Origin of the sequence: Nocardioides sp. LHG3406-4, from assembly GCF_049897745.1 — a bacterium.
Classification (GTDB): domain Bacteria; phylum Actinomycetota; class Actinomycetes; order Propionibacteriales; family Nocardioidaceae; genus Nocardioides.
Genome location: NZ_JAFCWV010000005.1, coordinates 119630 through 139691 on the forward strand (window position 1 = coordinate 119630; position 20062 = coordinate 139691).

A 20062-nucleotide genomic window follows, 5' to 3' on the forward strand; every position below is an offset into this window, starting at 1 on the left:
GAAGGAGCCTTCCCCGTTGGCCGACCGTTCGACCACCCGGCGCCTTGGTCGAACGATTGATCAACGCCGGGCACTGTGCACGGGTCAGAGCGTGAAGTACGCCGCCGCCGCCTGCCCCGCGACCAGCCCGAGGACGGCGCCGGCCAGCATGAACGGGCCGAACGGGTAGTCCTTCCGCTCGACGATCCGGAGCCGGCTGAGGAGGAGTCCGCCGACGCCGCCGATCAGGAACCCGGAGTACACCCCGATGGCCAGCTCCCCCCACCCGGCGTGACCCAGGGCGAGACCCAGCACCCCCGACAGGCGCACGTCGCCATAGCCCAGGCCGCGGGGATGCACGAACCAGAGCAGGAAGAACAGCCCGCCGGCGATCAACCAGCCCAGGGCGGCTCGGGTCAGGTCACCGGTGCCGCCCGTGATCGCCCAGACGACGAGCACGCAGACGATCACCAGGGCGTACGTCGGCGCGATGATGCGAGTCGGCAGCAGCCGGGTGCGCCAGTCGACCAGCGCGAGGGCGACGCCGATCGGCACCAACGGCAGCACCACCAGCAGCTGCCAGGTCATCCCGACCGCTGCCGCCACGACGCCGCCGACGATGGCCGCCGCGGTGGCTGACTTCCACGCGAGGCCCGGCAGGGCCGCGATGTCGGCGTAGAGCTCCTTGGCCCCGCCGTCCTGAGGTGGCTCCGGCACCGCACGGATCAGCGCTGGTACGCCGAGCCCCGCTGCGCCACAGGCCAGCACCCCGATCAGCACCGCCACCAGCACGTCGCTCACGTGACACCCCGGTCAGCGAGGGCCTGCTCCCCCGCCGTGCGCATCGCCGTCAACGGTGCGTCGAGACCGGTGAAGAGGGTGAACTGGAGCGCAGCCTGGTGCACCAGCAGGTCGAGACCGGAGACGAGCACGCGGTCACCGGCGGCCAAGGCGAGCGGGGTCGGCCAGGGGTGGTAGAGCACGTCGAAGACGACCGGCACCCGCGCGCACCGCGCGACGAGGCCAGGATCCTGGGCCTCGGCGGGGATGGTCGACACCGCCACGTCCCCGATCACGTCGTCGACCAGACCGGCCACGACCACCTCGGGCCTGCCTGGGTGAGCACGCAGCGCCGTGACCGTCTCCGTGGCCCGGTCGGCAGAGCGCACCAGGAGGCGGATCTCTCGCGCGCCCAGGTCGCACAGCGCGAGGCCGGTCGACGTCGCCGTCGAGCCGCCACCCAGGATCGTCGCCGACTCCACCGAGGTGGCACCGCGCTCAGCCAAGGCCGCCCGCGCACCGCCGATGTCGGTGTTGTCGGCGCGCCATGTCAGGTCGTCGTCGCGGACGAGGGTGTTCGCCGCCCCGGCGAGGGCCGCCGCCGGCGAGACGCCTCCCGCCAGCGACATCACCTCCCGCTTCAGCGGCATGGTCAGCGACAGGCCGCGCCACTCCTCACCGAGCGAGCCGAGGAAGTCCGCCAGCGTGCCCGCCGGCACCTGGTGCGCGTCGTACTCCCAGTCGAGCCCCGTCACGGCGTAGCCGGTCCGGTGCAGCACGGGCGAGAGCGAGTGCCCGATGGGGTCCCCGAGGACACCGCACCGACGACGTGCCGGCATCAGCAGGCTTCGGACTCGTTGGCGCAGTACTCGGTGTACTCGGCCTTGTACTGCAGGAACTCGTCGTAGGTCTCGGCGAACTTGGTCTCTCCGGTGGCCAGGTTGACGGTGACGTAGTAGTACCAGCCGCCCTCGGCCGGTGCGGCCGCCGCGGCCAGTGCCTCGTCACCCGGGGCCTCGATCGGGGTCGGCGGGAGCCCGACGTTCTGGTAGGTGTTGTACGGCGTGTCCACCGCCTTCTGCTCGTCGGTGAGCGTCACGCCCAGCTTCTGGTCGAGGCCGTAGTTCACCGACGCGTCGATCTGCAGCAGACCGTTGGTGCCGCCCTTGTCGCCGGGGCCGTCGAGACGGTTGTAGATGACCCGCGCGATCTTCGGCATGTCCTCGCCTCGGCCCTCGGCCTCCACCAGCGAGGCGATGGTCATCAGCTCGGCGGGAGTGCGACCGAGCTCGCTCGCCGCATCCTCCAGGCCGACCTGCTCGGCCGCCTGGCGCCACCGGTCGACCATCGCCTTGAGCACCGACTTCGCGGTGGCGTTGGGCGGGATCTCGTAGGTGGCCGGGAAGAGGTACCCCTCGGGGTTGCCCTCGGCGTAGTCGGGAAGCCCCAGCGCGGCCGGGTTCTCGAGCACCTTCTCGTAGGCGCTCCTCTTGATGGGGGTGTCCTTGGCCAGGATGTCGAGTACGTCGACCACCCGCAGGCCCTCGGGCACCGTGACCGTGCTCTTCACCTGGTTGGCCGGGTCGATGAGCACCTCGACCGCGTCGGCGGCCGGCATCTCCTTCCGCAGCGTGTAGAACCCCACCTGGATGCCTTGCGAGTCGGGCTCCTCGTTCGCCGCGTCGATGAAGGCCTGCACCGAGGCGACGATGCCGTCGGCCTTGAGCGCCCGACCCATCTCGGCGATCGTGTCGCCCTCGGAGACCTCGAACGTCACCTCGCCGCTGCCCGGCCCGGAGAAGTCCCTGGCCGAGGAGAACTGGTCGGAGAGGAAGTCCACGCCCTTGGTGATCACCACGTAGAACCCGCCCGCGAGCACGGCGAGCGCGACGATGACCGCCAGGCATCCCGAGAAGCTGCGCCGCTTCTTGCGACTGCCACCGACGGGCACGTACCTGTCTCCGGGATCCCCAGGCGCATCCACTGGCGCATCCACTGGCGCATCCACTGGCGGATCCAGTGGCGGTTCGGGGCGGACCTGGTCGTCACTCATCGCTGACCTCGACGATCTCTCCGGGCGCGGCTCCCGAGCTTCGCTCGGTGTCCAGCGCGTGTTGCAGGATCACGACGGCGGCGGCCTGATCGACCACGGCACGTCGCTTGCTGCCGGTACGGCCACGTTCGCGGAGCATGGCCTCCGCGGACACCGTGGTCATCCGTTCATCACACAGCCTCACGGGCACGGGAGCAACCTGCCGCGCCAGCGTCGCGGCGAACTCCCGCACCTTGGCGGCGGCCGGGCCCTCGCGCCCTGAGAGCGACCTGGGCAGCCCGACGACCACCTCGACCGCCCCCTCCTCGGCCAGGATGGCCTTCAGCCTGCGCAGGTCGCCGCGACCCCGGCGTACGGTCTCGACCGGCGTGGCCAGGAACCCCGACGGGTCGCTGCGCGCCACGCCGATGCGGGCATCACCGGGGTCGATGCCGAGCCGAACGCCTGCACGCACGCTCAGGCACCAGCCGCACGAGCTACCTCTGTGGCAACCAGCGCCAGCGCCTCGTCGACGCGCGAGGCGTCACTGCCACCACCCTGCGCCACGTCGTCCTTGCCACCGCCCCGGCCGCCGACCAGCTGGCCGACCGCGCGCACGAGGTCGTTGGCCGACACGCCACGCGCGCGACCGGCGTCGTTGACCGCGGCGACGACCGAAACCTTGCCGTCGGCCACGCCGGCGATCACGACCGCGCCCGGCCGGGACGCGTCGAGGCGACCTCGTACGTCGAGTGCGAGGGTGCGCACGTCGCCACCGGCGGCACCGTCGACGCGGTGGGCGACCACCGCCACCCCGGCCACGTCGACCGCCGCTGCGGCCAGCCCGCCGCCACCGGCGAGCAGCTGCGCCTGCCTCGCCCGCTCGAGCTCCTTCTCCGCGGCGCGGAGCCGCTCGACCATGTCCTGCACCCGGCCGACGACACCGTCCGGCTGCACCTTGAGCAACCCGGTCAGCTGGGCCACCAGGTCGCGCTCGCGGGCAAGGTGGGCGAAGCCCTCGACGCCGGTCAGCGCCTCGATGCGCCGGTTGCCCGAGCCGACGGACGCCTCGGAGGTCACCACGACCGTGCCGATCTGCGAGGCGTGGTCGACGTGCGTGCCGCCGCAGAGCTCCCGCGACCAGGGGCCACCGATCTCGACGACCCGGACCTTCGAGTCGTCGTAGGTCTCGCCGAACAGCGCGATCGCGCCCCACTCCTTGGCCTCGGAGAGAGTCATGTACTGCCAGCCCACGGGCAGGTCGGCCCGCAGTGCCTGGTTGGACACCGTCTCGATGTCGCGCACCTGCTCCTGGCTCAGACCCGTGGTCCAGCCGAAGTCGAGGCGCAGGTAGCCGGGCCGGTTGTAGGAGCCCGACTGCAGCGCCGAGGGGCCTAGCACCTCGCGCAGCGCAGCGTGCACGACGTGGGTGCCGGAGTGGGCCTGGCGGGCGCCCGTGCGCCAGTCGGGGTCGACGCGGGCGTGCAGGTCGCCCCGCGGAGCGAACTCGCCCTCGAGCACACGCACCTGGTGCACGACGAGCCCGCGCACGGGACGCTGTACGTCGACGACCTCCAGTACGCCGCCGTCGAAGGCGATGGTGCCGGCATCGGCCACCTGGCCACCCGACTCGGCGTAGAAGGGCGTCCGGTCGAGCACTAGCTCGCCGATCTCGCCGGCCGCCAGTGCGGTCGCGGGCCGGCCTTCCTGCAGCAGGGCGAGTGGTCGCGACTCGGTCTCGAGGGTCTCGTAGGCGAGCCACTCGGTGGGGCCGTTGGCGTCGAGGATGCCGCGGTAGACAGAGGTGTCGGCGTGCTGGCCCTTCTTCGACCTCGCGTCGGCCTTGGCGCGCTGACGCTGCTCGCCCATCAGCCCCCGGAAGCCCTCCTCGTCCACGGTGAGGCCCTGCTCGGCCGCCATCTCGAGGGTCAGGTCGATCGGGAATCCGTAGGTGTCGTGCAGCGCGAAGGCCTGGTCACCCGACAGCCGGGTGCCGCCACGTCCGACGACGTCGCGGGCGGCGAGGTCGAAGATCTGGGTGCCCGCCTGCAGCGTCTTGCGGAACGTCTCCTCCTCCGCGAACGCAACCCGGGCGATGCGCTCCCAGTCGCGCACCAGGTCTACGTAGGTCTCCCCCATCTTGTCGCGACTGAGCGGCATCAGCTCGGGGAGCGCCGGAGAGTCGTACCCCAGCAGCCGCATGGAGCGTACGGCGCGCCGCAGCAGGCGTCGCAGCACGTAGCCGCGGGCCTCGTTGCCCGGCGTGACGCCGTCACCGATCAGCATCATCGAGCTGCGCACGTGGTCGGCGACCACGCGGAAGCGGACGTCGTCCTCGTGGTTGGCGCCGTATCGTCGGCCGGTCAGCTCCTCGGCGCGCTGGATCACGGGGAACATCACGTCGATCTCGTACATGTTCTGCTTGCCCTGGAGCAGGAAGGCGACCCGCTCGAGGCCCATGCCCGTGTCGATGTTCTTGCGCGGCAGCGAGCCGGAGATGTCGAAGTCCTCCTTGGACCGCACCGCGCTGAGCTCGTCCTGCATGAAGACGAGATTCCAGATCTCGAGGTAGCGGTCCTCCAGCTCGACCGGCATCGCCGTGCGCGTGGTGGTCGCGAACTCACCGTCCGGGCCGTACTCGGGCCCGCGGTCGTACAGCAGCTCCGAGCACGGGCCGCCGGGCCCGGGCACGCCCATCGACCAGTAGTTCTCCTTGGGGCCGAGCCTGACGATCCGCTCGGCCGGCAGGCCGGTCACCTTCATCCACAGCTTCAGCGCCTCGTCGTCCCCCTGCAGGATGGAGGGCCAGAGGCGGCTCTCCTCCAGGCCCCAACCGCCGTCGACGACCGGCTTGGTGACGAGGTCCCAGGCCAGCTCGATGGCGCGTTCCTTGAAGTAGTCGCCGAACGAGAAGTTGCCGCACATCTCGAAGAACGTGCCGTGCCGGGTGGTCTTGCCGACGTCCTCGATGTCGGGGGTGCGCACGCACTTCTGGACACTCACGGCCCGGTCGTACGGCGGCGTCTCCTGACCCAGGAAGTAGGGCTTGAACGGCACCATGCCGGCGTTGACGAACAGCAGGTTCGGGTCGTCGAGAAGCAGGGGCGCCGACGGCACCGCGGTGTGACCGGCGTCCTCGAAGTGCGCGAGGAAGCGGCGGCGGATGTCAGCGGTGTCCATCAGTGTTGCCTTCCGGTTCTTCGGTGGTCGAGGTGTGGAGGCGCCCTGGGGCCTGAGCCTCGAACCCACCTGCTGTCAGCTCGGGGAGGCCATGAGGCACCAGGCCGAGCCGCTCCCGCAACTGGGTTTCGGACTCGTGCTGTCCGGCCCGGACCTCGTCGCGGAACAGCCGGGCCCCCACGACGAGCGCGCCGAGGCGGTCGCGCAGCCCCTCGCTGGTGAGGGCCTCGGCGACCCGGCGGGCGCGGGAGACGGCATAGACCCCAGCCCCCGCACCTGCCACGAACCAGATGCTTCGGCTCATGCAGCGTCCTCCGACCCCAGCTTCGAGTCCGGTCCGCCCTCGCGCTGCCGGGCGCGGTGGGCGCGCAGCGCCTCCTGCACCTCGGCCCGGCGCGACTTTCGCGACCGCTTCAGCTCGCGGCGCATCTCGAACGCGATGCGGTTGCGGTTCTCGGGCGACAGCGCCCGGCGTACGCCGTGGGCCCAGGAAGCCGCCTTGACGACCGACTCACGCAGCACCAGGTCGGCGAACAGCCGGCCCTCGATGGGCGCAGGCCCTGCCAGCGAACGCGGGAGGTCGAACGAGGTCGAGACCACGACGGGCTCGATGGCCCCGTCCTTGGCCCCGTCGTCGTGTCGGGTCGCGATGGTGCGCTCGAGCTCCTCGAGACGCCGCCGCAGCTGGGCGGCCTCGGCCCGCGCGGAGGCGACCTCACGGCGTGTGGTGGCCCGCACCCAGGCGAGAACGATCGCGCACAGGGCAGCCAGCAGCGCGCACGCGCCGACCACCACCCACGCGGAACCGTCCCACTCATTCACACTGCCGAACCCTACCCGCCGCGGATGATCCGGCGAATACGCTCCCAGCGCTCCTTGACCGCCGCTTCGGCGCCGAGGGATGTCGGCCGGTAGTACTCCGCGTCAGCGACGACATCGGGGGCGTACTGCTGCTCGGCGATGCCGTAGGGCTCGTCGTGGCTGTAGGTGTAGGTCTTGCCGTGCCCGAGCTTCTTGGCGCCGGAGTAGTGCGCGTCCCGCAGGTGCGGGGGCACGCTGCCGATCTTGCCCGCTCGCACGTCGGCGCTCGCCGCGCCGATCGCCGTCGTGACGGCGTTCGACTTGGGCGCGACCGCCAGCGCGATGGTGGCCTGCGCGAGGTTGAGCCCGGCCTCCGGCATTCCGATCAGCTGCACGGCCTGCGCCGCGGCCACGGCCGTCGTGAGGGCTGTCGGGTCGGCCAGCCCGATGTCCTCGCTGGCGAGGATGACCAGGCGCCGAGCGATGAAGCGCGGGTCCTCACCCGCCTCCATCATCCGCGCGAGGTAGTGCAGGGCGGCATCCGCGTCGGATCCGCGCACCGACTTGATGAAGGCGCTCGTCACGTCGTAGTGCTGGTCACCCTGGCGGTCGTAGCGCACGGCCGCCTGGTCGACGGCGGTCTCGGCCGTCGCCAGGTCGATCTCGTCGAGCCCCTTGTCGCGGGCCGCACCGGCCGCCGCCTCCAGGTAGGTCAACGAGCGCCGGGCGTCTCCCCCGGCCAGGCGGACCAGGTGGTCACGGGCATCGTCGGCCAGCCTCACCTCACCCGCGAGCCCACGCTCGTCGGTGAGGGCCGACTCGATGACCCGACGCACGTCGTCGTCGGTCAGCGACTCCAGGCGCAGCAGCAGGCTGCGCGAAAGCAGCGGCGAGATCACCGAGAAGAAGGGGTTCTCGGTCGTGGCCGCGACCAGCGTCACCCAGCGGTTCTCGACACCGGGCAGCAGAGCGTCCTGCTGAGCCTTGCTGAAGCGGTGCACCTCGTCGACGAACAGCACGGTCTCGGAGCCGCCGCGGGCGAGCTCGCGGCGGGCGGCATCGATCGCAGCCCGAACCTCCTTGACCCCGGCGGCGACCGCCGAGATCTCCACGAAGCGCCGGTCGGTCTGCTGGCTCAGGATCGAGGCGATCGTGGTCTTGCCGGTCCCCGGTGGACCCCACAGGAGCAGGGACATCGGCTGGTCACCCTCGACCAGCCGCCGCAGCGGCGATCCCTCCGCGCGCAACTGGGCCTGGCCCACCAGTTCGTCCAGTGTGCGCGGCCGCATGCGCACGGCCAGCGGTGCGGACGCGTGCGAGACCCCGGTCAGGGAGCCGCTGGACAGTCCTCCCCGTGGCGGATCGTTCCCCGGAGAGGTCTCGAACAGGGCCTCAGGCTCGTCCAAACGTCTTCTTGTCCAGGTCGAACCAGGTGTCGCGGTAGCCGGGGGTGCTGGTCAGCTCCGCCGAGGGGCTGGCGCCGGGGTCGGCGTTGCCCTGGTCGTCGGTGCCGAGCAGGCCAGCCGTGACCGGGCTGCTCGGGTGCTTGCCGATCTCACCGGCGAAGTGACAGGCGGCCTTGTGGCGGGGGCCGATCTGGAGCAGCGGCGGCTCGTGCTTGGCGCAGATCTCCTGCGCCAGCGGGCACCGCGTGCGGAAGCGGCAGCCCGAGGGCGGGTTGATCGGCGAGGGTACGTCGCCCTCGAGGCGGATCCGCTCGCGACGGCCGCCGATGACCGCCTGCTTCACGTCGGGCACCGCCGACAGCAGTGCCTGTGTGTAGGGGTGGTTGGCGTGGGCGTAGATGCTGTCGCGGTCGCCGATCTCGACGATCTTGCCGAGGTACATCACCGCGACCTCGGGACAGAAGTGCCGCACCACGGCCAGGTCGTGGGCGATGAACAGGTAGGCGACGTCGAACTCGTTCTGGATGTCCTGGAGCAGGTTGACCACCTGTGCCTGGATCGAGACGTCGAGAGCCGAGACCGGCTCGTCGGCCACCAGGAGCTTCGGGTTCAAGGTGAGCGCCCGGGCGATGCCGATGCGCTGACGCTGCCCGCCGGAGAACTCGTTGGGGTAGCGGTTGTAGTGCTCGGGGTTCAGGCCGACCACCTCGAGCAGCTCCTGCACGCGGCTCAGGATCTGCTTCTTCGGCACGATGTCGTGCACCGCGAGCGGGGCGCCGACGATCGCACCGACCGTGTGCCGCGGGTTCAACGAGGTGTAGGGGTCCTGGAAGATCATCTGGATGTCACGCCGCAGCGGCTTCATCTGCCGTTGCGAGAGCTTCGCGATGTCCTGTCCCTCGAACATCATCGACCCGCCGGTCGGGTTGTAGAGCCGAGTGATCAGCCGACCCGTGGTCGACTTCCCACAGCCCGACTCGCCCACCAGGCCCAGCGAACCGCCATGCGGGACCTGGAACGAGATCCCGTCGACCGCCTGGACCTGACCGATGGTGCGGCGGACCAGGCCGGCGGACTTCACCGGGAAGTACATCTTCAGGTTCTCGACCTCGAGCACCGGCTTCGCATCCGGGTCCAGCACCGAGGCCGTGTGACCGTGCTGGGCCAGCTCACCGAAGGTCTCGTAGCTGACCTGGACCTTGTCGACGTCCTGGTTCCGCTCGTCGGTCGCGGCGACCTCCGACCCGTCGGGCAGCGGGGCAGCGAGCTGCTCGTCCGGGTCGTCGGCGTGGCGGCCGCCGGTCCGGCGGGGGGCGTCGGTGTCTTCGGGGGCGGACATCAGTTCTCCTCGACCAGGTCGGGTGCGATCTCGGGCAGCACTTCGGTCTGGTAGATCGCGTCGGGGTCGGGCAGATGACAGCGTTTGACGTGTGCGGTGCCGTTGGAAGCGGGGGTGAGCTCGGGCAGCTGGGTGGCGCACAGGTTGCCCGGGACCTTGTCACGGTGGGCGCACCGGGGGTGGAAAGAGCACCCCGAGGGCGGGTTGAGCAGGCTCGGCGGATTGCCCGGGATCGGGATCAGCCGGGCGTCGGTGTCGGACTGGACGTCGGGGATGCTGGAGAGCAGTCCCCAGGTGTAGGGCATCTCGGGGTGGGAGAGGATCTGCTTGGTGGAGCCGTACTCCACCGCCCGGCCGGCGTACATCACGAGCACGTCGTCGGCCATCTCAGCCACCACCCCGAGGTCGTGGGTGATGATGATGACCGCGGAGTTGAACTCGCGCTGCAGGTCCTGGAGCAGGTCGAGGATCTGCGCCTGCACCGTCACGTCCAAGGCGGTGGTCGGCTCGTCGGCGATGAGAAGCGAGGGGTCGTTGATCAGGCCCATCGCGATCATCGCGCGCTGCCGCATGCCCCCGGAGAACTGGTGCGGGAAGTCGTCGACGCGCTTGTCGGGCTGCGGGATGCCGACCCGGTCGAGCATCTCGATGGCCTTGCGCCGCGCGTCACGCTTGGACGACTTGGTGTGGTGGACCTGGTAGGCCTCGGCGAGCTGGGACCCGACCCGGTAGAACGGGTGCAGGGCCGCCAGAGCGTCCTGGAAGATCATCGAGACCGCGTTGCCGCGCAGCTTGCGCATGCCGGACTCGCTGAGCCCAACGACCTCCTTCTCGCCGATCCTGATGGAGCCGGTGATCTTGGTGAGCTTGGCGTCGTGCAGGCCGAGCACAGCCATGCTCGAGACCGACTTGCCAGATCCGGACTCCCCCACGATCCCAAGCGTCTGACCCATCCCAACCGTGTAGGACAGGCCGTTGACCGCCCGCACGGGACCGTCGGGGGTCGGGAACTCGACCGTGAGGTTCTCCACCGCGAGGTAGGCGCCCGCCTCGGACATGCTGTGGGTGCTAGACCCGGCCACGGGCGTGGCCGCGGAATCGGTCCTGCTCTCGGTCATGAAACCCTCACTCGGGGGTCGAGGATGCCGTAGACGACGTCGACGGCGATGTTGCTGACGATGATCACGACGGCACCGAACAGGGCGGTCGCGGAGATGACCGGCAGGTCCAGGGCAATCACCGCGCGCAGGCCCCACAGGCCGATGCCCTGGATCTCGAAGATCCGCTCGGTGAAGATCGTGCCCGCCAGGAGGAGGCCGAGGTCGATGCCGAAGATGGTCACGACCGGCACCAGGGCAGAGCGCAGGCCGTGCCTGTAGACCACGGTGCGCGCCGGCAGGCCCTTGGCCTTCGCGGTGCGGATGTAGTCCTCGCCCAGCGACTCGACCATCGCACCGCGCGTGTATCGGGTGTAGGCGGTGCAGTTGAAGATGCCCAGGCACAGCCAGGGCAGCAACAGCCCGGCGAACCACTTGGCGGGGTTGTCGAACAAAGGTGTATAGCCACTGTCGCCCAGCACCGGCAGGTCCCAGATCAGCGTGCAGTAGAGCCACGCCACGAGGGCGAAGAGGTAGTAGGGGATCGAGCTGACCAACAGGAAGCTGGACACCAGCAGCTTGTCGCCGAGGGTGCCGCGCCGCCGGGCCGCCGCGATGCCGATCGGGATGCCCAGCAAGAGATAGAGCGCCGCGCCACCTGCGGCCACCGACATGGTGGCAGGCAGGCGGTCAATCAGCTCGTCCCAGACCAGGTTGCGGGTGCGGAAGGAGAACCCGAAGCACGGGGCATCGCAGTCCACCACGGCATCGCTGCCGAGCTTGATCTCCCGGCCGAACACGACACCCTTGGCGAACTTGCCGTACTCGGAGTAGACCGGGTTGTCGTACCCCATCGACTTCTCGAAGTTAGCTAGCCGCTCGGGCGTGCACCGACCGCTCGTCTCCTGGTTGCAGATCGGCCGCGCCGGGCTCTCGGGCCCGAACCACAGCAGAGCGAAGATGCCCATCGACACCAGGACGAGCACCACCACGCCGGTCAACAGCCTCTTGACGATGTAGGCGAACATGCTTGCCTTCCCTCCGGTCTTCCCCGCGGACACCGGCGACGGCACCGCAGGCGCGCCCGGGACGGGCGCCGCTGACGGGCGGAGTGGGGGCCAGGCAACCGCCCGGCCCCCACCGCACCTACTAGTTGAGCACTACATGGTCAGTTCGTCACTGCTTGACGAACAGGTCCTTGTAGTTGATCGCACTCATCGCCCCGTCACCGGTGAAGCCACCGATGTTGGCGCCCGCACCGAACAGGTCGTTGCGGTAGGCGGTGACGATGTTCGGCAGGTACTTCGTGCCGATCTCCTCGTCGAGGTCGCCCCAGGCAGCGGGCTGGTCCTCAACCGGAAGCGTCGCGATCTCGTCCATGCGCGCGTCGACCTCCGGGTTGGAGAAGTACGACGTGTTGTAGGCCTGGTCCGTGCCCACGAGCGGCGGGAGCATGGTCGAGCCGGCCGGCCAGTCCGAGCACCAGTTGGCCATACGCAGGTTCAGCTTCTTGTTGATCGGGTTGTCGGCGTCGTCGAACAGGGCGTAGAAGTCCTCCTGGTAGGGGATCATCTCGACGGTGAAGCCGGCCTGCTCGTAGCCCGCCTTCTCCGCCTCGGCGCCGGCCTTGAGCTCGGCGTCGGAGTCGTCGTAGACGAACGTCAGCTTGAAGCCGGGCTCGCCGGCCTCCTCGAGGAGTGCCTTGGCCTTGTCCGGGTCGAACTTGAACTGCTCACCCGCCGGGAAGAACTTCTTGTAACCCGACATGCCGGGGGGCATGAGGCCCTGGGCCGGGATGCGCGTCACGCCGGGGATGTTGCCACTGGCGAGCTGCACGTTGTCGAAGTCGAACGCCCAGCCGATCGCCTGACGGACCTTCAGGTCGGGAATCTTGTTGACGTCCGGGGTGCGGGTGCTGATGCACTGACCGGTCTGCTGGATGTAGTTCGAGCCCAGTGCCGCCTTCAGCTCGTTGGCGTTGGTCGCCCCGAGCGAGTTGGCCACCGTGGTGGCCGAGTCGGCGTTGGCCGACAGCAGGATCTGGTCGGTCTTCTCCTGGTCCTGGTCGAACTTGAAGACCCACTCGTCGGCGTACTGGTGGCGAGCCGGGTCAGAGGCCGGGTCCCACTGGTCGTTCTTGACCAGGGTCAGCGACTCGTTGACGCGGAACTCCTTGATCTTGTACGGGCCGGTCGAGAGCGGCTTGCGGCCGTACGCCGGGAACGTGGAGTTCTCCATCGGGATCGGACCGATCGCCATGAAGGTGGACCAGAAGTTGTAGTCCGGGAACGGCTTGCTCGTGCGGATCGTGAGCTTCTGGCCGTCGGCCTTGACCGCGTCGCAGTCGCCGCTCTTGTCGGGGCCGGCGTAGTCCTCGGGGCAGTCGACCCAGCCGACGGTGTAGGCCTGGCCGGGGCCGGACGTGAAGGTGTCGGTGTCGAACGAGCGCAGGATGCCGTTCTTGACCTCCTCAGCGGTCACCGGGTCGCCGGTCTCCCACTTGGCGTCGTCCTTGATCGTGAACTCCCACTCGGTGAAGTCCTTGTTGGGCGTGCCGAGGTCGGTGGCGAGGTCGGGCACGAGCTCCATCTCACCGGACTCGGGGTTGCGGCGGTACTGCGTCAGCGACCGGTTGGTGAGGGCCTGCTGGATCGAGTTGCCGAGCACCGACCAGCCGTTGGTGGGGTCGAGGTCCTCGGGACCTGGGTCACTGGGGATCAGCACGGTGATGGTGCCACCGGTGGCAGCGCCCTCGACCTCGGGCGCGGGGCCCTGAGCGTCCGCAACCTGCTCGAAGCCGGAACCGGCCTCCTTGAACGTGTCCTTGCTCGTGGAACCGGAATCTCCTCCGTCACCACCGTCTCCACCACAGGCCGCAAGCGTGACCATGGCGAAGCCGACGACAACGGCAAGCGACTTGGTGCGCTTCATGTTGTCCAGCCTTTCTTTCTTCCGTGCCACGAGACGGGCGCTCGCGACAACATTCCTGGGGACTGCCGAGCTCGGCAGATGGGGCCGTTCAGCGCCGGGTCTTGGGGTCGACGGCGTCGCGGATCGCGTCACCGAGCAGGTTGAGAGCCACCACCAGGATCACGATGCCCAGCAGGGGCTCCCAGAGGTAGAGGGGGTACTTCTCGAAGTAGGGGCTCGCCTGCAGGATCGTCTGGCCCCACGAGGCGCCCTGGGTGACGCCGACCCCGAGGAAGGCCAGGCCGGCCTCGGCGGCGATGAAGGCCGGCAGCATCAGCGAGACGGCGACCACGATCGGGGCGACCAGGTTGGGCAGCAGCTCCTTGAACAGGATGCGGCGGGTGGGCATGCCGATCACCCGGGAGGCCTGGATGAACTCGCGCTCGCGCAGGGACATCGTCTCGCCGCGCACCAGGCGGCACACGCCCATCCAGCCGAACATCACCAAGATGGCGACCAGGCTCCACTTCTGGAGCGTCGGGTACGCCGGGTCGTCGGCGAACCGGGAGTTGATGATCGGCGCGATGACCAGGGCCATCAGCAGGAACGGCAGCGTGAGGAACAGGTCGGTGACGAACGAGATGACCTTGTCGAGCACGCCGCCCGCAAAACCGGCGACCAGGCCCATCACGACACCGATGAGCGTGGCGAACAAGGTCGCGGTCGAGGCGATGGTCAGGGAGGTGCGGCAGCCGTAGAGCCAGTAGGCGAGGTTGTCGACGGCCGTCTTGGGCGCGACACCGAACGGGTGCTCGGGGTCGAAGCTGTAGTTGGGCGGGCCCTTGAGCGGCATGCCGTCACCGAGGAAGTCGAGCTGCTGGGCCGGGTTGCCCGGCCCCAGGGCGACGTCGAAGAAGCCGGCGATCACGCCGGCGAAGATCGCGATGAGGACGAAGACGGCCACGATCGCGAGACACACCATCGCCACGGTGTCCTGGCGGAGCCGGCCTACCGCGATCCTCAGCGGTGAGCGTCCGGTCGTCGACTCTCTGGGAGCGGTCGCGTCCTCGACGACCGAGTCCTCCGAGTGCGTGGTCATGACCTCGCCCGCGCCGGGAATCGACATACTCACCTCGTTCGGACGGGCAAGCCGTCTTCAGTCCGTGCCGGGGACTCGTCCCGGTGACGCCGTCGGCGCCGAACGGGACTCTATGTGACACAGACCGCACGAGCGATCACCTGAGCGTAACGATCTGGTCTCGACCTGTTGTCCTGCGCGTCATCCCTCTGACGGGACGTCCTTCGACGCGACTGCGTCGACACCGGCCTCCTTGCGCTGCTCAGCCGTGATCGGTGCAGGGGCGGCGGTCAGCGGGTCGTACCCGCCACCCGACTTCGGGAACGCGATCACCTCGCGGATCGAGTCGGCCCCGGCGAGCAGGGCCACGATGCGGTCCCAGCCGAACGCGATGCCGCCGTGCGGGGGCGCGCCGTACTTGAAGGCCTCCAGGAGGAACCCGAACTTCTCCTGCGCCTCGTCCTCCCCGAGGCCCATCACCGCGAAGACGCGCCGCTGGATGTCGTCGCGGTGGATACGGATGGAGCCGCCGCCGATCTCGTTGCCGTTGCAGACGATGTCGTAGGCCCAGGCCAGCGCGCTACCGGGCTCGGAGTCGAACGTCTCGAGGTCCTTGGGCGAGGTGAAGGCGTGGTGTACGGCGGTCCAGGCGCCGCCGCCGACGGCCACGTCGCCCGCGGCGGTCGCGTCACCGGCCGGCTCGAAGAGCGGTGCGTCGACGACCCACAGGAAGCTCCACGCGCTCTCGTCGATGAGGCCGCCGCGGCGACCGATCTCGAGGCGGGCGGCGCCGAGCAGCGCCCGGCTGGTCTTGACCGGGCCGGCGGCGAAGAAGACGCAGTCACCGGGCTCCGCACCGACGTGGGCGGCGAGACCGGCCTTCTCCTCGTCGCTGAGGTTCTTGGCGACCGGGCCGCCCAGCTCGCCGTCGTCCTGGACGAGGACGTAGGCCAGCCCCTTGGCACCGCGCTGCTTGGCCCACTCCTGCCACGCGTCGAGCTGCTTGCGCGGCTGGCTCGCGCCGCCTGGCATCACGACCGCACCGACGTAGTCGGCCTGGAACACCCGGAACGGGGTGTTCTTGAAGTAGTCGGTGCACTCGACGAGCTCCAGCCCCATCCGCAGGTCGGGCTTGTCGGACCCGAAGCGCGCCATCGCCTCGGCGTACGTCATCCGGGGCAGCGGCGTCGGCACGTCGTACCCGACGAGCTTCCACAGCGCCGACAGCACCTCCTCGGCGATCGCGAGGACGTCGTCCTGCTCGACGAAGCTCATCTCGAGGTCGAGCTGGGTGAACTCCGGCTGCCGGTCGGCGCGGAAGTCCTCGTCGCGGTAGCAGCGCGCGATCTGGTAGTAGCGCTCCATGCCGGCGACCATCAGCAGCTGCTTGAACAGCTGCGGGCTCTGCGGCAGGGCGTACCAGCTGCCGGGCTGGAGCCGGGCGGGCACCAGGAAGTCACGGGCGCCCTCGGGCGTGCTCCGCGTCAAGGTGGGCGTCTCGATCTCGACGAAGTCGTGGGCGTCGAGGACGTCGCGTGCGGCTTTGTTGACCTTGCTGCGCAGGCGGAGGGCCTTGCTCGGAGCGGTACGGCGCAGGTCGAGGTAGCGGTGCTTGAGCCGGGCCTCCTCCCCCACGTCGCCCCCCTTGTGGGAGGCGGTGTCGTCGACGGGGAACGGTAGCGGGGCCGACGTGCTGAGCACCTCGAGGTCGGTGGCGATGACCTCGATGTCACCCGAGGGCAGGCTCGGGTTGGCGTTGCCCTCGGGACGCAGGGACACCTCGCCGGTCACCTTCAGGCAGAACTCGCTGCGCAGGCTGTGCGCGACGGCCTCGTCGCGGACGACGACCTGGACCACGCCGCTGGCCTCGCGGAGGTCGAGGAAGGCCACGCCGCCGTGGTCGCGGCGACGCGCCACCCAGCCGGCGAGGGTGACGGTCTGTCCGACGTGCTCGGCGCGCAGGGCGCCGGCGTCATGGGTGCGGATCACAGCTCTTGCTCCTTCATGACGACCCGCGGGCGCAGGTCCTCGGTGGGTGGGGTCCAGGCCGCCGGGTCAGCGGCCACCTGCTCCCCCGTGCGGATGTCCTTGACCTCGTGGCTGCCGTCGGCGCTCGGGAACCACACGAACGGGATGCCACGACGCTCAGCGGTGCGGATCTGCTTGCCGAACTTCTGGGGATGCGCGACCACCTCGCAGGGGATTCCGCGGGCGCGCAGCTGCTGCGCGACGGCGAGGCTGTGGCCGCGGGAGTCCTCGTCCACCAGCGCGACCAGCACCGCGCTCGGCACCGGGCGGCTGCCGTCGAGCACGCCGTCGGCCAGCAGCGGGATCAGGGTGCGGGAGACACCGAACGAGACGCCGACGCCGGGGTACGTCGTCCGGCCGTCGCTCGCGAGGGCGTCGTACCGTCCGCCGCCGCCGACCGACTTCAGCCGCTCATAGCCGTCCATGAAGACCTCCAGGACGGTGCCGGTGTAGTAGTCGAGGCCCCGCGCGATGCGCAGGTTGGCCTCGACCCGGACGTGGTCGTTGACCGCGGAGGCGCAGCCGTCGATGACGGCCGCCAGCTCGGTGAGGCCCTGGTCGAGCAGCTCGTCGCCGACTCCGAGCTCCCGGACCTGCTGGACGAACGACGTGTCGGCGACGCGGATGCCGGCGAGCTCGAGGCAGCGCTGGGCCTGCTCCGGCGTCGCTCCCGCCTGCTCGACCAGCAGCCTGGCGACCTCGTCGGACGGCAGCTTGTCGAGCTTGTCGATCGCCTTGATCGCCGCGGTGACATCGGGGATGCCGAGCCCGCGGTAGAAGCCCTGGATCAGCTTGCGGTTGTTGACCTGGAACGACAGCCCGGGCAGCGGCAGCGCGTCGAGCGCCTCGACCATCACCCGCACGACCTCCACGTCGTGGTGGAAGCCGAGCTCGTCGCGGCCGACGATGTCGATGTCGGCCTGGGTGAACTGCCGGTAGCGGCCCTCCTGCGGACGCTCGCCGCGCCAGGCCGGCTGGATCTGGAAGCGCCGGAAGGGGAACTCCAGCTTGCCGGCGTGCTCCAGCACGTAGCGCGCGAAGGGCACGGTGAGGTCGAAGTGCAGGCCCAACATGTTGCCGCCGGAGTCGACGTCTGAATCCTCGGCCTGGAGCCGGCGCAGCACGTAGATCTCCTTGTCGATCTCGCCGCCCTTGGCGAGCCGCTCCAGTGGCTCGACGACGCGGGTCTCGATGTTCGCGAAGCCGTGCAGCTCGAAGGTGCGCGACAGCGAGGCGACGATCTCGCGCTCGACGACCCGCTGCGCGGGCAGAAGCTCGGGGAACCCGCTCAGCGGGCTTGGCTTGCTCATGTCTTCTTCACAGTCCTCGGGTGGTCCGCCCCGCGGAGCCGCTGTCGAGCAGCTCCTGCAGGAAGGGGTTGGTGGCGCGTTCGCGACCGATCGAGGTCTGCTCCCCGTGGCCCGGGAGCACGACGACGTCGTCGGGCAGCGGCAGCACCTTGTCGGTCAGGCTGCGCAGCATCGTCGGATGGTCGCCTCCGGGCAGGTCGGTGCGCCCGATCGAGCCGGCGAACAGCAGGTCACCCGAGAACATCAGCTGCGAGACGTCCTGCTCGTCGTACGGCGTACGGAACGTCACCGAGCCCGCGGTGTGACCAGGTGTGTGGTCGACCACGAAGCTCACCCCAGCCAGCTCCAGGCCCTGCGCGTCGGCAAGCTCGCGTACGTCGTCGGGCTCGGCCCACTCGTAGCTGCCGCCGAGGAACATCTGGGCCGTGTCGGCCGAGACGCCGGCCATCGGGTCGGTCAGGAGGTGCCGGTCGCTGGGGTGGATGAACGCCGTGGCGTCGTAGCTGCCGGCCACGGGGGCGACGCACCACATGTGGTCGACGTGCCCGTGGGTGACCAGGACGGCGACGGGCTTGAGCCTGTGCTCGCGCACGACCTGGTCGACGCCTGCGGCGGCGTCCTTGCCCGGGTCGACGACCACGCACTCCGCACCGGGGCCGGTCGCGACGACGTAGCAGTTGGTCCCCCAGGGGCCGGCAGGGAAGCCTGCGATGAACACGGCATGGGTCCTAGCGCTCGGATGGAGGTGTCGTCGATCGGTGGGCCAGCCTACCGAGCGGCGGATCGGCATTGCATCGGCCGGTCCCGGCAATGGCTCGCCATTGACTAGCCATTGACTAGCATGGCCACCCATGAGCGCGCAGCAGCAGTCCGAGTGGGGCCGGGTGGCCGAGGACGGCACCGTATTCGTCAAGACCGCCGAGGGCGAACGTGCCGTCGGCCAGTACACCGAGGGCACACCCGAGGAAGCGCTCACCTTCTTCACCGAGCGGTACGCCGCGCTCGAGTTCGAGGTCGGCCTGCTGACCCAACGCATCGCCTCCGGCGTACTCAGCCCCGAGGAGGCCTCGGCGTCCGTCAAGACGGTGCGTGAGCAGGTCGTAGGGGCACACGCGGTCGGTGATCTCGACGCGCTCACCGCCAAGCTCGACTCCATGGGCCCGGTCATCGCCACCCAGCGGGAGGCGCGCAAGGCGGAGCGCGCGCAGAAGGCGGCGGAGTCCAAGCAGGAGAAGGAGAAGCTCGTCGCCGAGGCCGAGCGGCTGGCCGACAGCAACGACTGGCGCAACGGCGCCAACCGGCTGCGCGAGCTGCTCGACCAGTGGAAGGCGCTCCCCCGCCTCGACAAGGCCACCGACGACTCTCTGTGGCGCCGGTTCTCCACCGCCCGCACCGCCTACACGCGGCGCCGCAAGGCGCACTTCGCCGAGCAGCACGAGAAGCGCGACAGCGCACGAGTCGTCAAGGAGCGGCTGGCATCCGAGGCCGAGACGCTCGCCGACTCCACCGACTGGGGCCCGACCGCGGGCCGCTTCCGCGACCTGATGCGCGAGTGGAAGGCCGCGGGGCCGGCCCCCCGCGAGGTCGACGAGAGGCTCTGGCGACGCTTCCGTGGTGCGCAGGACAGCTTCTTCGGTGCCCGCGACGCCGCCAGCGCCGAGCTCGACCAGGAGTTCGCCGCCAACGCCGAGGTCAAGGAGGCGATCCTGGCCGAGGCCGAGGCCCTGCTGCCGGTCACCGACCTCGAGGCCGCCAAGCGGGCCTTCCGGGACCTCTCCGACCGCTGGGACGCCGCCGGCAAGGTGCCCCGCGACCGGATCAAGGACCTCGAGGCCCGCATCCGCAAGGTCGAGCAGGCCATTCGCGGTGTCGAGGACGACAAGTGGAAGCGCACCGACCCCGAGAAGTCGGCCCGCGCCGACGACATGGTCGCCAAGCTCGAGGCCGCCATCGCCGACATCGAGGCCGAGCTGGAGCGGGCCAGCGCCGAGGGCAACGAGAAGGCCGTGAAGTCGCTGGAGGAGAACCTCACCTCCCGCCGCGCCTTCCTCGACATGGCCAAGCGGGCGTCGAGCGAGTTCGGCGGCTGACCCCGCCGCTGGCCATCAGCCGACCATGGTCG

The 20062-nt window shown here is 69.9% G+C and carries 17 protein-coding genes; 1 reads left to right on the forward strand and 16 read right to left on the reverse strand.

The window, feature by feature from the left end; genetic code table 11:
• Positions 1 to 84: 84 nt before the first annotated feature.
• From ACP7BP_RS17420 to ACP7BP_RS17495, 16 genes are all read right to left on the reverse strand, one after another.
• Positions 85 to 780 (reverse strand): prepilin peptidase, encoded by a 696-nt coding sequence (locus tag ACP7BP_RS17420; RefSeq protein WP_426246406.1) that lies wholly within the window; start codon positions 778 to 780, stop codon positions 85 to 87.
• Entirely contained in the window at positions 777 to 1598 is an 822-nt protein-coding gene (locus tag ACP7BP_RS17425) for a shikimate dehydrogenase (protein ID WP_426246407.1), read from the reverse strand. Before ACP7BP_RS17425 ends, ACP7BP_RS17420 begins: the two co-directional genes overlap by 4 nt.
• The gene (mltG, locus tag ACP7BP_RS17430) at positions 1598 to 2743 is read right to left on the reverse strand and encodes an endolytic transglycosylase MltG (RefSeq protein ID WP_426246409.1); all 1146 of its coding nucleotides are present in this window, start codon (positions 2741 to 2743) and stop codon (positions 1598 to 1600) included. Before mltG ends, ACP7BP_RS17425 begins: the two co-directional genes overlap by 1 nt.
• Before the next feature lie 61 nt (positions 2744 to 2804).
• On the reverse strand, positions 2805 to 3266 hold the full coding sequence (gene ruvX / locus ACP7BP_RS17435) for a Holliday junction resolvase RuvX (RefSeq protein ID WP_426246411.1): 462 nt from the start codon (positions 3264 to 3266) through the stop codon (positions 2805 to 2807).
• 2 nt (positions 3267 to 3268) lie between these two features.
• Positions 3269 to 5971, reverse strand: a complete 2703-nt coding sequence (gene alaS, locus ACP7BP_RS17440) for an alanine--tRNA ligase (protein ID WP_426246413.1) — start codon at positions 5969 to 5971, stop codon at positions 3269 to 3271.
• A complete protein-coding gene (locus ACP7BP_RS17445) occupies positions 5958 to 6275 on the reverse strand; it encodes a DUF6167 family protein (RefSeq protein ID WP_426246415.1) in 318 nt (105 codons plus the stop codon). The genes alaS and ACP7BP_RS17445 overlap by 14 nt, the downstream gene beginning before the upstream one ends.
• Positions 6272 to 6793, reverse strand: coding sequence for a hypothetical protein (locus ACP7BP_RS17450; RefSeq protein ID WP_426246417.1), 522 nt, complete (start codon positions 6791 to 6793; stop codon positions 6272 to 6274). The genes ACP7BP_RS17445 and ACP7BP_RS17450 overlap by 4 nt, the downstream gene beginning before the upstream one ends.
• 11 nt (positions 6794 to 6804) lie before the next feature.
• Positions 6805 to 8178: a replication-associated recombination protein A gene (locus ACP7BP_RS17455; RefSeq protein ID WP_426246419.1), complete on the reverse strand. Its 1374-nt coding sequence runs from the start codon at positions 8176 to 8178 to the stop codon at positions 6805 to 6807.
• The gene (locus ACP7BP_RS17460; RefSeq protein WP_426246764.1) at positions 8165 to 9271 is read right to left on the reverse strand and encodes an ABC transporter ATP-binding protein; all 1107 of its coding nucleotides are present in this window, start codon (positions 9269 to 9271) and stop codon (positions 8165 to 8167) included. Before ACP7BP_RS17460 ends, ACP7BP_RS17455 begins: the two co-directional genes overlap by 14 nt.
• A 245-nt stretch (positions 9272 to 9516) precedes the next feature.
• Entirely contained in the window at positions 9517 to 10635 is a 1119-nt protein-coding gene (locus tag ACP7BP_RS17465) for an ABC transporter ATP-binding protein (protein WP_426246421.1), read from the reverse strand.
• A complete protein-coding gene (locus tag ACP7BP_RS17470) occupies positions 10632 to 11642 on the reverse strand; it encodes an ABC transporter permease (RefSeq protein WP_426246422.1) in 1011 nt (336 codons plus the stop codon). Before ACP7BP_RS17470 ends, ACP7BP_RS17465 begins: the two co-directional genes overlap by 4 nt.
• 148 nt (positions 11643 to 11790) lie before the next feature.
• Positions 11791 to 13545 (reverse strand): ABC transporter substrate-binding protein, encoded by a 1755-nt coding sequence (locus ACP7BP_RS17475; RefSeq protein ID WP_426246424.1) that lies wholly within the window; start codon positions 13543 to 13545, stop codon positions 11791 to 11793.
• An 88-nt stretch (positions 13546 to 13633) separates the two neighbouring features.
• Positions 13634 to 14650, reverse strand: a complete 1017-nt coding sequence (locus ACP7BP_RS17480; RefSeq protein ID WP_426246426.1) for an ABC transporter permease — start codon at positions 14648 to 14650, stop codon at positions 13634 to 13636.
• A gap of 153 nt (positions 14651 to 14803) precedes the next feature.
• The gene (gene aspS, locus ACP7BP_RS17485; protein ID WP_426246427.1) at positions 14804 to 16591 is read right to left on the reverse strand and encodes an aspartate--tRNA ligase; all 1788 of its coding nucleotides are present in this window, start codon (positions 16589 to 16591) and stop codon (positions 14804 to 14806) included.
• Positions 16588 to 17940, reverse strand: coding sequence for a histidine--tRNA ligase (gene hisS, locus ACP7BP_RS17490; protein WP_426246429.1), 1353 nt, complete (start codon positions 17938 to 17940; stop codon positions 16588 to 16590). The genes aspS and hisS overlap by 4 nt, the downstream gene beginning before the upstream one ends.
• A 7-nt stretch (positions 17941 to 17947) precedes the next feature.
• The gene (locus ACP7BP_RS17495) at positions 17948 to 18658 is read right to left on the reverse strand and encodes an MBL fold metallo-hydrolase (RefSeq protein WP_426246430.1); all 711 of its coding nucleotides are present in this window, start codon (positions 18656 to 18658) and stop codon (positions 17948 to 17950) included.
• Positions 18659 to 18791: 133 nt separating this feature from the next.
• On the opposite strand from ACP7BP_RS17495, the gene ACP7BP_RS17500 reads away from it, so the two are divergent.
• Positions 18792 to 20030, forward strand: a complete 1239-nt coding sequence (locus ACP7BP_RS17500; RefSeq protein ID WP_426246432.1) for a DUF349 domain-containing protein — start codon at positions 18792 to 18794, stop codon at positions 20028 to 20030.
• Positions 20031 to 20062: the final 32 nt, after the last annotated feature.